Below are 14669 nucleotides of genomic sequence, written 5' to 3' on the forward strand. Positions count from 1 at the left end.
AGCGCGGGTCCGGCGGGCCGGGCCGACACGGGTCCGGGCTGCCGACGGGCTGCTCCGGGCTGCCGCCGGACGGGTCCGCCGAGGATGCGCTCCGCCTGGGAAGCGACCGGGACGGTCGGGTGTTGAGGGTACCGTGAACAGGGTGCTGGATGATGCTGCGTCGACGACCGGACCGACCACCGGGGCGGCCGCCGGGTCGGTGACCGCCGACGACCTGGACCGCGTCGTCGAGGTGCTCGCGGGCAAGCGGATCGCCGTGCTCTCCGGTGCCGGCCTGAGCACCGACTCCGGCATCCCCGACTACCGCGGTGCCGGACGGGTGGTGCGCAAGCCGATGACGTTCCAGGAGTTCCTGGCCGACCCCGCCAAGCGCCAGCGCTACTGGGCCGGATCGCACCTGGGCTGGCGGAGCTTCGCGGCCGCCGTGCCGAACGACGGACACCGGGCGCTCGCCGCACTCGAGGACGCCGGGATCGTCGCCGGGGTCATCACGCAGAACGTCGACGGCCTGCACCTGCGCGCCGGCTCCCGCCGCGTCGTCGAGATCCACGGCTCGATGGACCGGGCAGTGTGCCTGCGCTGCGGGCAGGTCTTCTCCCGCTCCGACCTCGCCGCCACCATCGACCGCGAGAACCCCTGGATCGACGAGCCCGGGTCCGTGCAGCTGCAGCCGGACGGGGACGTCGAGATCACCGACGTCGAACGGTTCGTCGTGCCCGCGTGCACCGTGTGCGGCGGCGACCTGAAGCCCGACGTCGTCTTCTTCGGCGAGTTCGTGCCGGCCGAGAAGTTCCGCGAGGCCGTGTCGGTCGTCGCCGACGCCGACGCGCTGCTCGTCGTCGGTTCGTCCCTCACCGTGAACTCGGGCGTGCGGCTGGTCGACCACGCTGCGCGCCGCAAGAACCCGGTGGTCATCGTGAACCGCGGCGAGACCCGCAGCGACCGTCGTGCGGCCGTGAAGCTCGACGCCGGCACCACCGAGACGCTCGTGCACCTGGCGGAGCGGCTCAGCGCGGCGGCGTCGACCGACTAGCGCGGTCGCGGTTCCCGGACGGGCCTGCCGTTCGCGTCTGCGAAGATCGACGGGTGACGACCCTCCTGTACCTCGTCCGGCACGGCGAGACCGACTGGAACGCGCAACGCCGCATCCAGGGCTCGACCGACATCCCGCTCAACGACACCGGACGACGGCAGGCCGCCGAGGCCGCCGAGCTCCTGACCCGCCGGCCGTTCGACGCGGTGGTCGCCTCCCCGCTGTCCCGTGCGGCCGAGACGGGCGCGATCATCGCCGACCGCCTGGGCCTCGACGCACCGACGACGTACCCGGGCCTGGCCGAGCGCTCCTACGGCGAGGCCGAGGGCCTGACCGACGACGAGGTGTCGGCACGGTACCCGCACGACGACATCCCCGGTCGCGAGTCCCGCTCCGCGCTGCTCGCCCGCGTCACCGAGACGCTCGGTGAGATCGCGGTCCGGTTCGACGCCGGCGTCGTCGTGGTCGCGACCCACGGCGCGGTGATCCGCAGTGTCGTGAACGCCGCAGCCCCCGGCACCGCCGACCGCCGCAACACCCCGATCCGCAACGGGTCCATCCACTCGTTCCGGTGGGACCCCGAGCGCTTCCACGCCGAACTCGTCCGGTTCGACGACCCGATCGACGACGTGTCCGACGCCACCGGAGGGTCCGCGTTCGAGTACCAGAACCCGTTGGAGCGCCGGGGCTGAGCGGGGACTAGGCTCCGACGCACCCGCACACCGGGGTGAGGGGAGCCACATGTCCGACGACGGAACCAACCGACACGGTCAGCGTGCCCTCGACCAGCAGGACGACGACCTCGACCGGGTGTTCGGTCCCGAGACGGCGAGCGTCCCCACCCGCACCCGGGCCCGCACGTGGTTCATCATCGGCGGCAGCACCCTCGCGGTGGTCGCGGTCATCGCCGTGGTGCTCGGGTCGATCATCGGGAGCGTCCAGAACGGCATCGGCGGGGTCTTCCCACGGCCGGACGTGGCGCTCGACCGGTTCGACACGCGCGTGAATGCGCTGCCCGGCGTCACCGACGTGCGGCACCATGCCCCGTCGAAGACGGCGTTCGCGAGCTACGACGCCATCGCATCGGTCCGGGCGGACCCGGCGCTCGACCCCGCTGCCCGGCGTGACCTGGTCGCCGCCATCAGCCGGGCGGCCGACGAGTCCGGCGGCAACGGTGTCCGCGTCGTCGTGGTCGCCGACCTCGGCAACCTGGAGATCGGCGTCACCGGTGCCGGTGGGGTAGCGGCGAAGCGCCTGGCACTGGCGGACACGCTCGACCACATCGGCGGTGTGACGGAGGTCCGTTGTTCGTGGGAGCGCGGCGGCGACCCGTCCGACGCTGCACGCGACCAGTCGATCGTCGTGCGGACCCCGGGTCGGGGTGCAGCGGTGCCGCCGATCGTGTCGCGGGTCACCGAGGAGACGCAGAAGGTGTTCCCCGGGGCGGACGTGCAGGTCATCGCGCCGGAGTGACGTGCGGTGGTGGCGTGGTGTGGCGTGGTGGTGGCGCGTCCGACGTGGAACGACACTGTCGACGTCGTACGACATCGACATCGTCGTTCCGCATCGTCACGAAGGCGAGCCCGAGCCCCCGCCCCGCGGCCGCACCAGCCCTCAGCCCCGCCGGTCCCCCACGGCCCGCTCGACGGCCCGGACGACCTGCTCCGCCGAGTCCTGCCACCGGAACCGACCGGCACGCTCGATCGACTGCCGCGAGGCCTCGTCCCACCGTTCCTCGACCCGCCGGACGGCCGCGGCGAGGGCGGACGGCGACGCCGGGTCGAAGTACTCCGCCGCGGAGCCGCCGATCTCCCGGAAGATCGGGATGTCACTGACGACGACCGGGGTCCCGACGCCCATCGCCTCGACGAGCGGGATGCCGAACCCCTCGTCGTACGACGCGGTCGCCAGCGCGGTGGCCGAACGGAGCACGGACAGGTACTCCTCGTCGGTGGCGCCGTCGTGGAACACGATCGTCCCCGTGGGAGCCAGCGCCTCGAGCCGTGCACGGTCGGCGTCGGACACCCGCGACATGCAGTGCAGCGTCCAGTCCGCCCCCAGGAGCGGCAGCGCCGCCGCCAGGGTCTCGACGTTCTTGTACGGCATGAACGAGCCCATGTAGACGAGCGAGCGTCCACGTGGCGCTCCGGCCACCCGCGGTGTCGCCGGGTCGGCCGCGTTGTGGGCGACCGTCACGGGTCGCTTCGTCAGCCGGTGCTCGGCGATCAGCCCGGCGGTCGTCTCGGACACCGTCACGACCCCGTCCGCGCCGTTCAGCAGGAACCGCTGCGGCGCCCAGGACAGGTGGAACGCCCGCCAGCCGAGCCGCAGCGGCCACGAGAACTCCCGCGGGGGCGTGCGGTTGCGGTAGTAGATCAGGTCGTGCAGCGTCAGGACGAGCGCGTACCGGCGCCCTCGTGACCCCATCGTCTGCATCGGCGAGAACACCGCGTCGAGCCCGAGCCGGTTGACGCGCCGGGCGACGAGCGGCTCCCCCACGTCCGTCGGCGCGGGCAGCAGCTCCCACGGCAGGTCGGTCGGCAGCGACTCGAGCTGGCGCTCGTCGTTGACGAGCAGCACGTAGTCGTGCCGGTCCGGCAGGTGCGCGACGACCCCGGCGGTGAACCGGCTGATGCCGTCGTGCCGACCGATCCGCACGTACCGGCAGTCGATGCCGATGCGCAGGCGCGTCACGACGCGTCCGCCGTCCGGGAGGCCCGCCCCGCCCCCGACGGTCGGCTGTCCGTCGCGGCCGCGCCGCGTCCAGTGCGTCCAAGGCGTGCGCCACGTCCGGTCGTGTCCGCCATCCGGCGGAGCACCGCCGCCGCGGCCGGAGCCGGCGTCTCGTAGTGCACCAGGTGGCCGACCCCCGGGATCACGACGAGCTCGGCGTCCCGCAGACGCTCGGCGAGTGCGCGCTGTTCGGGGACGGCGGTGATGTCGTCGTGCTCGGCCGCGACGAGCAGCACGGGCACCGTGATCCGGTCCGCGTACTCGGAGACGTCGTGGGTGACCGAGGTGCGGAACGCCTCGAGCACGCTCGTGCGGTTCGCGAAGGCCGAGAAGTACCGGTCGTGCTGGTCGTGCACCCACCGGCGGACCGCGGGGTCGTGGGACTTCAGCATCGCGATGCTCATCGCCCGGACGATCGCGCCGTTCCGCAGGATCCCGAGCCCGATCGGCTTCGGCAGGACCGCACCGGCGCGGTAGTACCCGATCGCGATCGCGGTCCCGACAGCACGCGGTCCCTGCAGTGCCGGGGCGGCGATCGGGTTCACGAGCACGAGCAGTCGGGTGTCGAGCCCGGCGGCGACGGTGGCCGACACCACGATCGATCCGAACGAGTGCCCGAGCACCACGGTGTCGCGGCCGAGCCCGAGCGCGGCGTGGAACCCGGTCAGCCAGGCCACGTACGCATCGATGTCCGACACCGGCAGCGGATCGGACACGCCGAAGCCGGGCAGGTCCGGCACGATCACACGGACACCTTCGAGGTGCGCGGCGATGGTCTCGAGCCCGTGGTGGTCCCCGCGGAACCCGTGCACGGCGAGCACGGTGCGATCCGCATCCTCGGGCCCGTAGACCCAGTAGTGCGTGGTCCGGCCGTCGACCTGGACGGCCCGGTGCACGACCGGGGTGGCGGCCATCAACGACTGGTACGGGGAGAGCACGGGCGGTTGCATCCGCGCCAGTCTAGGGAGCGAACCGCACGAAACCCCGGACACCCGCAGCATCTCGCGCCTATCGTGTCCGGGGCGGGCCGTCGACCGGTCCGTCGATGACGACGAGGAGCACGGTGACCTTCACAGCCCCGATCCAGCTGCCCGGCCTGACGCTCGACCCGCAGTGGTACAAGCGCTCGGTCTTCTACGAGTGCATGATCCGGTCGTTCGTCGACTCCAACGGAGACGGCATCGGCGACATCCAGGGCGTGATCGGCAAGCTCGACTACCTGCAGTGGCTCGGCGTGGACGCCCTGTGGCTGCCGCCGTTCTTCCAGTCGCCGATGCGCGACGGCGGGTACGACATCGCGGACTACCGGGCGATCCTGCCGGAGTTCGGCACGCTCGACGACTTCCGCGAGCTCGTGACGAAGTCGCACGAGCGGAACATGCGCATCGTGATCGACATGGTGATCAACCACACCAGCGACCAGCACGAGTGGTTCCAGCAGTCCCGCGAGGACCCGGACGGCCCCTACGGCGACTTCTACGTCTGGCGGGACACGGACGAGGACTACTCGAACATCCGCATCATCTTCGTCGACACCGAGGAGTCCAACTGGACCTTCGACCCGGTCCGACGCCAGTTCTTCTTCCACCGCTTCTTCTCGCACCAGCCCGACCTGAACTTCGAGAACCCCGCGGTCATCGAGGCGATCTACGACGTCGTCCGGCACTGGCTCGACATGGGCGTCGACGGGCTCCGGCTCGACGCGATCCCGTACCTGTTCGAATCAGAGGAGGGCAACGGCGAGGGCGAGCCGGAGACCCACGAGTTCATCAAGAAGCTCCGCGCGATGGTCGACGACGAGTACCCCGGGCGTGTGCTCCTGGCCGAGGCCAACCAGTGGCCGCGCGAGACGGCGGCGTTCTTCGGCACCGACGAGGAGCCCGAGTGCCACATGGCGTTCGACTTCCCGGTCATGCCCCGCATCTTCTACTCGCTCCGTGCCCAGCACGCCGCCGAGCTCAAGGCGATCCTCTCCGAGACCCTCGACGTGCCGGCCAGCGCCGCGTGGGGCGTCTTCCTCCGCAACCACGACGAGCTCACGCTCGAGATGGTGAGCGAGGAGTACCGGCAGGCGATGTACGGCTGGTACGGCTACGACCCGCGGATGCGCTCGAACATCGGTATCCGCCGACGCCTCGCTCCCCTGCTCGACAACTCCCGCGCCGAGCTCGAGCTCATCCACGCGCTGCTGTTCTCGCTGCCCGGTTCGCCGTTCCTGTACTACGGCGACGAGATCGGGATGGGCGACAACATCTGGCTGCCGGACCGTGACTCCTCGCGCACGCCGATGCAGTGGACGCCGGACCGCAACGCCGGCTTCTCCACCGCCGACCCCGGCAAGCTCTACCTGCCCGTCGTGCAGTCCCTCGTCTACAACTACGCACAGGTCAACGTCGAGGCGCAGCTCGCCCAGTCGCGCTCGCTGCTGCACTGGGTCCGGAACGTCATCCACACGCGCAAGGCCCACCCGGTGTTCGGTCTCGGCTCCCTGAACGTGCAGGAGACCTCCAACGACTCGGTGCTCGCCTTCGTCCGCTCGTGGGAGGGCTCCGGGCAGCAGTTCGGGCCGTCCGCCGAGGACGTCCTGTGCGTGTTCTCGTTCGCGACGAACCCGACCTCGGTCACGATCTCCGCGCCGGAGTTCGCGGGGCGCCCGCTGTACGACCTGTTCGGCGGCAGCTCGTTCCCGTCGTTCGACGAGGACGGCACCGTCACGCTCACCATGGGCACGCAGTCGTTCTACTGGCTGCACGTCGGCGCGCCGACCCGGTAGTCGGGGGTGTCGGTGCGTCCCGTTAGCCTGACCGCGTGACGTTCCCCACTGCACAGCTCGACGCGCCCGCTCCGTCCCAGGACCTCACGGGTCGCCCCTGGTGGCACGCGCTGGGCGTCTTCGACCTCGAGACCACCGGGGTCGACGTCGAAACGGCCCGCATCGTCACCGCCCACGTCGGGCTCATCGACATGACCGGGGCCTCCATCGTCGAGGGTGCCTGGATCGCCGACCCCGGCGTGCCGATCCCCGAGGGTGCCGCCGCCGTGCACGGCTACACCACCGAGCGCGCCCAGGCCGAGGGGCGCCCCGCGGCCGAGGTCGTCGCCGAGATCATCGCCGCGATCGAGGCCGTTTTCGCCCGGGGCATCCCCCTGGTGATCTACAACGCCCCGTACGACCTCACCGTGCTCGACCGCGAAGCGAAGCGGCACGGGTTCGCCTCGCCCGTCATCGGCAACGTCGTCGACCCGCTGGTGATCGACAAGGCGCTCGACACCTTCCGCAAGGGCAAGCGCACGCTCGAGGCCGCGTCCGAGCTCTACGGCGTCACCCTCGACGACGCGCACGACGCCGGAGCCGACGCGATCGCTGCCGGGCGTGTCGCCCAGGCCATCGCGGGCAAGTACCCGGACGAGCTCGGCATCTCCGCCGAGGAACTCCACCGCAAGCAGGTCGGCTGGTGCGCCGAGCAGGCCAGCTCGTTCCAGGACTACATGCGCAAGAAGCGCGACCCGACGTTCACCGCCGACGGCCGCTGGCCCCACCGCAACGGCGCCTGACCCCGCACTGCCCCCTCGCAAGACACCGGTGTTCGCGCGCCGAACACCCGCAGACCGCGGTGTGACGCGTGAACACCGGTGTCCCGCGTCCCTGGGGTCAGCGGCAACCGTGGACACCGCACAACGCGAACGGGCGGCCCTCCCGGAGGAGGACCGCCCGTGGGCATTGCGTGGGGGCTGCTTACTTGCTGAAGCCCTTGAAGCGCTGGTTGAACTTCTCGACGCGACCGGCCGAGTCGAGGATGCGCTGCTTGCCCGTGTAGAACGGGTGCGAAGCGGAGGAGATCTCGACGTCGATGACCGGGTAGGTCGCACCGTCGAGCTCGATGGTCTTGTCGCTGTTCGCGGTCGAACGCGTCAGGAACGTCTCACCGGAGGCCAGGTCGCGGAAGACGATGGCGCGGTACTCGGGGTGGGTGTCGGTCTTCATGGAGATTCCTCGATAGCGGTGATGGGATTGCGCGAACTGCGCGGGAAGTCGTCGGCTTGCGCCAGCCGTCCACGATACCAGAGAGACGGCGGGATCGCAGCGCTACGCGGCGCGTGCCGTGTAGCGACCGGCGTCCTTGGTGACCGAGAGGTCGATGCCGAACGCCTCGGTCAGGGTCTGGTCCGTCAGGACCTCGTCGATGGGGCCTGCGGCCTGCACGTGGCCGTCGGCGAGGACGAGCGCGTGGGTGAAGCCGGCCGGGATCTCCTCGACGTGGTGGGTCACGATGACGATGGCCGGCGAGTCGGCGCTCTGGGCGTAGCCGCCGAGGGTGCGGACGAGGCTCTCACGGGCGCCGAGGTCGAGCGACGCGGCCGGTTCGTCGAGGAACAGGATCTCCGGGTCGGTCATCACGGCACGGGCGATCTGCACGCGCTTCTGCTCGCCGTCGCTCAGGTCGCCGAACGTGCGGTCGGTGAAGGACCCCAGGCCCCACTCCTCGAGCACGCGCTGCGCACGGCGGACGTCGAGCTCCTCGTACTCCTCGTTCCAGCGGCCCGTCACCGAGTACGCCGCGGTGAGCACGACGTCGATCACCTTCTCGGTCACCGGGATGCGACGGGCCAACGCCGTCGACGCGAAGCCGATGCGCGGGCGGAGCTCGAACAGGTCGGCACCGCCGAGTTCGGTCCCGAGCACCTCGACGTCACCCGATGTCGGGAACGTCTGGGCACCGGCGACCTGCAGCAGCGTCGTCTTGCCGGCGCCGTTCGCGCCGAGCACGACCCAGCGTTCATCGTCCTGCACCTCCCACGAGATCGCGTCGAGGATGGTGGCCCCGTTGCGGACCACGGAGACGTCTGACAAGCGCACGACCGAGGGCATGCGACCAGCCTACGGGTTCTGGCCGAGCACCCGGTCGTAGACCTGCCGTGTCCTGGTGGCGATCGCGTCCCAGGTGAACTCGGTCTCGACACGGAGCCGTCCGGCGCGTCCCATGAGCTTCGCCAGCCCCTCGTCGGCGAGCACCTCGGTGAGGGTCGCGGCGAGGTCGGCCACGAAGCGGTCGGGGTCGGTCGGGGTGCCGGTGCCGTCCTGCACCTGGTCGATCGGGACGATGCGGCCGGTGAGCCCGTCGGCGACGACCTCGGGGATGCCCCCGGTGCCCGTGCCGACGACGGGGATGCCGCACGCCATGGCCTCGAGGTTCACGATGCCGAGCGGCTCGTAGACCGACGGGCAGACGAACACGGTGCCCGAGGACAGCACGTTCACGATCTCCTGGTGCGCGAGCATCCGGTCGATCCAGACGACGCCTTCACGTTCCGCGCGGAGGCCCTCGACGAGCTCGGTGACCTCGGCCAGGATCTCGGGGGTGTCCGGCGCGCCGGCGCACAGCACGATCTGCACGTCCGACGGCAGCGACGCCACGGCGCGGAGCAGGTACGGCAGCCCCTTCTGGCGGGTGATGCGTCCGACGAACACGACGCTCGGGCGCGTCGGGTCGATGCCGAGGGCGCGCACGGCGTCCTCGTCGACGGTCGGCTTCCACGCGTCGATGTCGATGCCGTTGTAGACGACGTGGACCTTCGCCGGGTCGATCGACGGGTACGAGCGCAGGATGTCCGCGCGCATCGCCTTCGAGACCGCGATGACGCCGTCGGCGTGTTCGAACGCCTCGCGCTCCATCCAGCTCGACAGGCGGTAGCCACCGCCGAGCTGCTCGGCCTTCCACGGGCGGAGCGGCTCGAGGCTGTGGGCGGTCACGATGTGGGGGATGCCGTAGGTCAGCTGCGCGATCCGGCCCGCGGAGTTCGCGTACCAGGTGTGCGAGTGCACGAGGTCGGCACCCTCGACGTCGGCCGCGATGGACACGTCGGTGCCGAGGGCCTGCAGCGCGCCGTTCGCCTGGCCGAGGCCGTCCGGGGTCCGGTAGCCCCACACGTCGGGTTCGTCACGGAAGGCCCCGAAGGCCCGGACACGGACTTCCGTGTCCGTCCCCGACCGCAACGCGGCGGTGAGTTCGGACACGTGGACACCCGCTCCGCCGTAGACCTCCGGCGGATACTCCCTGGTCAGCAGATCGACTCGCACTGGTTCAACGTAACCGGTTCCCAGTGCTGACGCCTACTGTGAGCGGCATGGCACCAAAGAAGGTCTTCGGCATCGTGCTCGCCGGCGGCGAGGGCAAACGACTCATGCCGCTCACGGCCGATCGCGCGAAGCCCGCCGTCCCGTTCGGCGGCAACTTCCGTCTCATCGACTTCGCACTGTCGAACCTGGTCAACTCCGGTCTGCAGAAGATCGTCGTCCTGACCCAGTACAAGTCGCACAGTCTCGACCGGCACGTCGCGGAGACGTGGCGCATGGAGGGGCTGCTCGGCTCCTACGTCGCGTCCGTCCCCGCGCAGCAGCGGCTCGGCAAGCGCTGGTTCGCCGGCTCGGCCGACGCGATCCTGCAGTCGCTCAACCTGCTGCGCGACGAGCGACCCGACATCGTGGTCGTCGTCGGTGCGGACCACGTGTACAGGATGGACTTCCACCAGATGGTCGAGGCGCACATCGCTTCCGGCCGCAGTGCCACGGTGGCGGCGATCCGTCAGCCGATCGGGCTCGCCGACCAGTTCGGCGTGATCCAGGTGGCCGACGACGACCCGACCAAGATCGAGGCGTTCCTCGAGAAGCCGAAGGACGCGATCGGCCTGGCCGACTCCCCCGGCGAGATCCTGGCCTCGATGGGCAACTACGTGTTCAACGCGGACGCCCTCGTCGACGCGGTCCTGCGGGACGGCCAGCTCGAGACGTCCGCGCACGACATGGGCGGCGACATCGTCCCCGACTTCGTGAACCGCGGTGACGCCGGCGTGTACGACCTGCAGCGCAACGAGGTCCCCGGTTCCACCGACCGCGACAAGTACTACTGGCGCGACGTGGGCACGATCGACTCGTTCTTCGACGCCCACATGGACCTCATCGCGCCGGTCCCGGTCTTCAACCTGTACAACCAGGACTGGCCGATCTTCAACCAGCAGACGAACCTGCCGCCGGCGAAGTTCGTCCGCGACGCGAACGGCAACACCGGGTCCACGGTGGACTCGCTCGTGTCGCTCGGCTGCCTGGTGTCGGGTGCGCAGGTCGAGCGCAGCATGATCGGGCCCTGGTGCTCGATCGACTCCGGCGCGAAGGTCCTCGACTCGATCGTGTTCGAGCGCGCCACCATCGGCGCCGGCGCGGTCGTCAACCGCGCCATCCTCGACAAGGACGTCGTCATCGCACCGGGCGCGCAGGTCGGCGTCGACCGCGAGGCCGACGAGGCACGCGGCTTCACCGTCACCGAGTCGGGCATCACCGTGGTCGGCAAGGGCGTCCGCGTCGACGCGTAGGCAGGCAGACACCCGGGGCGCAGCCCCGGACGGACGGCCTGGAGGCACGGCTCGCGTCACGGACGCGGCCGTGCCTCCGCCAGTCGGTACCGTTGGTACGTGCCCCGCTTCCTCGTCGTCCTCGATGCCGATTCCACGCTCCTCGAGGACGAGGTGATCGAACTGCTCGCCGACAGCGCCGGGACCCGGCCACAGGTGGCGGCGATCACGGAGCGCGCCATGCGCGGGGAACTCGACTTCGCCGAGAGCCTCCGGGAGCGTGTCGCGACCCTGGCGGGCCTCCAGGCAGACGTCTTCGTCCGCGCACAGCAGGCGGTCCGTGTGACGCGGGGCGCCGACCAGCTGGTCCGTGGGGTGCACGCCGCAGGCGGCACCGTCGGCGTGGTGTCCGGCGGGTTCCACGAGGTGCTCGACCCGTTCGCCGAGCAGCTGGGCCTCGACCACTGCCGGGCGAACCGCCTCGAGGTCACCGACGGCGTGCTCACCGGCCGCGTGCTCGGCGACGTGGTCGACGCGCACGCCAAGGCCGTCGCGCTCCGCGAGTGGGCGGACGCCGACGGGGTCGACCCGGCACGGACCATCGCGATCGGTGACGGCGCGAACGACCTCGAGATGATGCGCGTCGCCGCGCTCTCGGTGGCGTTCGACGCGAAGCCGCGCGTGCGGGAGCAGGCGGACGTCGCGGTCGTCGACCGTGACCTGTCCGCCGTGCTCGCGACGCTCGGGCTGCGCGGCTGATCAGTCCGAGGGCTAGTGGCCCATCCCGAGGCCACCGTCGACGGGGATGACCGCACCGGAGACGTACCCGGCGCCGTCGCTCGCCAGGAACAGCGTGGCGTCGGCGACGTCGTCGACCGTGCCGTAGCGGGCGGCCGGGATCGCCTTCTTGAACTCGGCCTGCAGCTCGTCGGAGAGCGCGGCGGTCATGTCCGTCTGGATGAAGCCGGGCGCCACGACGTTGGCGGTGATGCCGCGCGAGCCGAGCTCACGGGTGATCGACCGGGCCATGCCGACCAGGGCGGCCTTCGAGGACGCGTAGTTGACCTGGCCGATCTGGCCGTAGGCGCCCACGACGCTCGACATCAGCACGATGCGGCCGAACTTGGCCTTCATCATGCCCTTCGTGGCGCGCTTGACGACGCGGAAGGTGCCCGTGAGGTTCGTGTCGACCACGCTGGTGAAGTCGTCCTCGGACATGCGGAGGAGCAGCTGGTCGTTCGTGATGCCGGCGTTCGCGACGAGGACCTCGATCGGACCGAGCTCGGCCTCGACCTGCGTGAACGCGGCGTCGACGGAGGCCGTGTCGGTGATGTCGGCCTGCACCGTCAGCGCGCCCTCGGGACCACCCTGACCGCTGCGCGACGTCACGGCGACCCGGTGGCCGGCTGCGACGAACCGCTCGGCCAGCGCGTGGCCGATGCCGCGGTTGCCGCCGGTGATGAGGACGGTACGGGGGGTGCTCATGGTCGCTCCGTTCGGTGGGATCTGCTCGGCACGCGGTGCCGGGGACCCGGCGGACACGCCCGGACGAGCGTACCGGAGCGGACCACCCCGCCGGTTCGCGCGCGGCGCACCCACGATCGGTCCGGCGGGATTAGGCTTGACCACGGGTAGACGGAGACCATCTGTATGAAGAGCACGCACACGAGCATCACGTCGCTGCCGGACACACCGGAGCAGGACCGGGCGCACCGCCTGTCCCGCTACGTCTGGCAGATGGCCATCCGAGTGGTCCTCTTCATCTCCGCCGTGCTCGTGTACTCGATCTGGCACTCGTGGCTCGCGGTCATCCCGATCGTCCTCGCCGCGGTGATCCCCTGGGTCGCCGTCGTCATCGCGAACGCCGGCAGCCGGACCGAGAGCGACATGATCTCCCCCGCCGGATCCATCGAGCTCTACGACGCCGTCGACCCACGCCTCCGCGAACAGCAGGAGGACGCCCGGGCCCAGGCCTACCGCGATGAGCAGGACCGCCTCCGCCAGCAGGCGCAGCACGCGCAGGACGAGTGGCAGCGCAACGGCGACCGATCGAAGATGTGGGGACCCCGCTGATGGGTGCGACGTTCGACCTGCAGACCGAACCCGGATCCACACCGGTGTGCTCGCGAGCTGGTTGCACCTCGACGGCCGGGTGGCGCGTGAACTGGCGCAACCCCCGGATCCACGCGATCGACCGCGTGAAGATCTGGGCCGCCTGCGAAGAACACCGCGACTTCCTCGCCGACTACCTGCGGTCCCGCTCGTTCCCGGTGCGCGTCACCGGCATGCACGAGGACGTCGACCACCTCGACGACGAGCGCGAGGCGACCGCGGCGCCGAAGAACGACGTCGGGGTGCGCTCCACCGGCACCTCGCGATGACCGGCGGCTTCGACCCGCAGTCCCGGTACGGCCGCAAGCACGCCGCCAAGCTGCAGCGCGCCGCGGCGGGTTCCGGCTCGACCGACGACACCAGGTCGGGCTCGTCCGGTCGAGACCCCGACGAACCGTTCGTCGGCTGGCGCTTCGTCCGGAGCCGCCGCTGGCTCGGCTACTTCGCGATCGCCGTCGCCTTCGCCATCGTGTGCGCACTGTTCGGCATGTGGCAGTGGGACCGCCGCAACGAGGCCGTCCGGCAGAACGAGCAGGTCGCGCAGAACTACGACCACACCCCCGTCCCCCTCGACCGGGCGCTGCCGAAGGCCTCGAGCTGGCAGGACGAGCAGGAGTGGCTCCGGGTCTCCGTGACCGGCCGCTACGACGTCGACTCGCAGCTGCTCGTGCGCAATCGCGTGCACAACGGGCAGCCCGGGTTCGAGGTCCTGACGCCCCTGGTCACGTCCGAGGGCCGCGCGTTCATCGTCGACCGCGGGTGGGTGCCGACCGGCAACGCCCAGGACGCCCCCGACCACGTGCCCGCTCCCCCGTCCGGTGAGGTCACCGCGATCGTCCGCCTGCAGCAGAGCGAACCGCGCATCCCCGGCCGCTCCGACCCGAAGGACACCGACCAGGTGCAGTCGGTGACCCTGGCCGACGTGGCGAACAAGGTCGACGACCCGGTCTGGACCGGTGCGTACGGGCAGCTCGCCTCCGAGTCCCCCGCACCGACCGAGGCACGCCCGCTCGGCTGGGAGCGTCCGAACGCCGACACGGGGCTGCACCTCAGCTACTTCATCCAGTGGTTCCTGTTCGCCGCCGGGGGCTTCGGGTTCCTGGCCTACGTGATGGTGCAGGAGTACCGGAACCTCAACCAGGACGACCCGGAGGAGCGCGAGCGCGCCCTCGAGCGCGAACGCCGCAAGAACGCGAAGCCGAAGACCGACGCCGAGATCGAGGACGAGCTCATCGCGTCACGTCGCTGACGCGCGGCCGAGGCGCAGACGTTTGTGCGCGTCAGCGCACCGTGCGGACTTCGCAACCCCGTGCGCGCTTCCGCGCACCGTGCAGCGCCACAAGCAGGCACCCAGCACGCAACACCGCACCGGATGGCGAACGCGGCACCGTGCGGACGGGAGGCGCGGCGCACGACCGGCACCGCGCCTCCAGGCCGCACCGTG

16 protein-coding genes are annotated in these 14669 nt (G+C 70.9%); 10 read left to right on the plus strand and 6 right to left on the minus strand.

The window, feature by feature from the left end:
- Positions 1-199 precede the first annotated feature (199 nt).
- Genes HP445_RS16880 through HP445_RS16890 form a run of 3 tightly spaced genes read left to right on the plus strand, consistent with a single transcriptional unit; the run spans position 200 to position 2506 of the window.
- Positions 200-1033, plus strand: coding sequence for a Sir2 family NAD-dependent protein deacetylase (locus HP445_RS16880; protein WP_128780138.1), 834 nt, complete (start codon positions 200-202; stop codon positions 1031-1033).
- A 53-nt stretch (positions 1034-1086) separates the two neighbouring features.
- A complete protein-coding gene (locus HP445_RS16885; protein WP_111024980.1) occupies positions 1087-1725 on the plus strand; it encodes a histidine phosphatase family protein in 639 nt (212 codons plus the stop codon).
- Positions 1726-1774: 49 nt separating this feature from the next.
- On the plus strand, positions 1775-2506 hold the full coding sequence (locus tag HP445_RS16890; RefSeq protein WP_128779947.1) for a hypothetical protein: 732 nt from the start codon (positions 1775-1777) through the stop codon (positions 2504-2506).
- 141 nt (positions 2507-2647) lie between these two features.
- On the opposite strand, the gene HP445_RS16895 is transcribed toward HP445_RS16890, so the two are convergent.
- A complete protein-coding gene (locus HP445_RS16895) occupies positions 2648-3718 on the minus strand; it encodes a glycosyltransferase family 4 protein (protein ID WP_128780139.1) in 1071 nt (356 codons plus the stop codon).
- A gap of 5 nt (positions 3719-3723) precedes the next feature.
- Positions 3724-4716 carry an alpha/beta fold hydrolase gene (locus HP445_RS16900; RefSeq protein ID WP_241660360.1) on the minus strand — a complete coding sequence of 331 codons (993 nt, stop codon included), beginning with the start codon at positions 4714-4716 and terminating at the stop codon, positions 3724-3726.
- Between the two features lie 113 nt (positions 4717-4829).
- Here HP445_RS16900 and treS point away from each other — a divergent pair, with 113 nt between their 5' ends.
- Both treS and HP445_RS16910 read left to right on the plus strand, forming a co-directional pair.
- Positions 4830-6539: a maltose alpha-D-glucosyltransferase gene (treS, locus tag HP445_RS16905; protein WP_017887282.1), complete on the plus strand. Its 1710-nt coding sequence runs from the start codon at positions 4830-4832 to the stop codon at positions 6537-6539.
- 35 nt (positions 6540-6574) lie between these two features.
- Positions 6575-7321: a 3'-5' exonuclease gene (locus HP445_RS16910; protein WP_241660361.1), complete on the plus strand. Its 747-nt coding sequence runs from the start codon at positions 6575-6577 to the stop codon at positions 7319-7321.
- A gap of 181 nt (positions 7322-7502) precedes the next feature.
- On the opposite strand, the gene HP445_RS16915 is transcribed toward HP445_RS16910, so the two are convergent.
- From HP445_RS16915 to glgA, 3 genes are all read right to left on the minus strand, one after another.
- Complete coding sequence (locus tag HP445_RS16915) at positions 7503-7751, minus strand: type B 50S ribosomal protein L31 (protein WP_017887280.1); 249 nt, start codon at positions 7749-7751, stop codon at positions 7503-7505.
- Positions 7752-7853: 102 nt separating this feature from the next.
- Positions 7854-8636: an ABC transporter ATP-binding protein gene (locus HP445_RS16920; RefSeq protein ID WP_017887279.1), complete on the minus strand. Its 783-nt coding sequence runs from the start codon at positions 8634-8636 to the stop codon at positions 7854-7856.
- 9 nt (positions 8637-8645) lie between these two features.
- Positions 8646-9845 carry a glycogen synthase gene (gene glgA, locus HP445_RS16925; RefSeq protein ID WP_128779948.1) on the minus strand — a complete coding sequence of 400 codons (1200 nt, stop codon included), beginning with the start codon at positions 9843-9845 and terminating at the stop codon, positions 8646-8648.
- A gap of 47 nt (positions 9846-9892) precedes the next feature.
- On the opposite strand from glgA, the gene HP445_RS16930 reads away from it, so the two are divergent.
- Both HP445_RS16930 and serB read left to right on the plus strand, forming a co-directional pair.
- The gene (locus HP445_RS16930; protein WP_071403983.1) at positions 9893-11134 is read left to right on the plus strand and encodes a glucose-1-phosphate adenylyltransferase; all 1242 of its coding nucleotides are present in this window, start codon (positions 9893-9895) and stop codon (positions 11132-11134) included.
- Positions 11135-11233: 99 nt separating this feature from the next.
- Entirely contained in the window at positions 11234-11872 is a 639-nt protein-coding gene (serB, locus tag HP445_RS16935; RefSeq protein WP_111039106.1) for a phosphoserine phosphatase SerB, read from the plus strand.
- 12 nt (positions 11873-11884) lie between these two features.
- On the opposite strand, the gene fabG is transcribed toward serB, so the two are convergent.
- Positions 11885-12598: a 3-oxoacyl-ACP reductase FabG gene (gene fabG / locus HP445_RS16940; protein WP_128779949.1), complete on the minus strand. Its 714-nt coding sequence runs from the start codon at positions 12596-12598 to the stop codon at positions 11885-11887.
- A 165-nt stretch (positions 12599-12763) separates the two neighbouring features.
- On the opposite strand from fabG, the gene HP445_RS16945 reads away from it, so the two are divergent.
- The 3 genes from HP445_RS16945 to HP445_RS16955 all read left to right on the plus strand — a co-directional run bounded on the left by HP445_RS16945 (position 12764) and on the right by HP445_RS16955 (position 14474).
- A complete protein-coding gene (locus HP445_RS16945) occupies positions 12764-13186 on the plus strand; it encodes a DUF3099 domain-containing protein (RefSeq protein WP_051596733.1) in 423 nt (140 codons plus the stop codon).
- A gap of 86 nt (positions 13187-13272) precedes the next feature.
- Positions 13273-13494 carry a hypothetical protein gene (locus tag HP445_RS19320; protein ID WP_372496366.1) on the plus strand — a complete coding sequence of 74 codons (222 nt, stop codon included), beginning with the start codon at positions 13273-13275 and terminating at the stop codon, positions 13492-13494.
- Entirely contained in the window at positions 13491-14474 is a 984-nt protein-coding gene (locus HP445_RS16955) for an SURF1 family cytochrome oxidase biogenesis protein (protein WP_128779950.1), read from the plus strand. Before HP445_RS19320 ends, HP445_RS16955 begins: the two co-directional genes overlap by 4 nt.
- Positions 14475-14669 lie beyond the last annotated feature (195 nt).

Source organism: Curtobacterium flaccumfaciens, from assembly GCF_013359815.1.
Classification (GTDB): Bacteria; Actinomycetota; Actinomycetes; order Actinomycetales; family Microbacteriaceae; genus Curtobacterium; species Curtobacterium flaccumfaciens.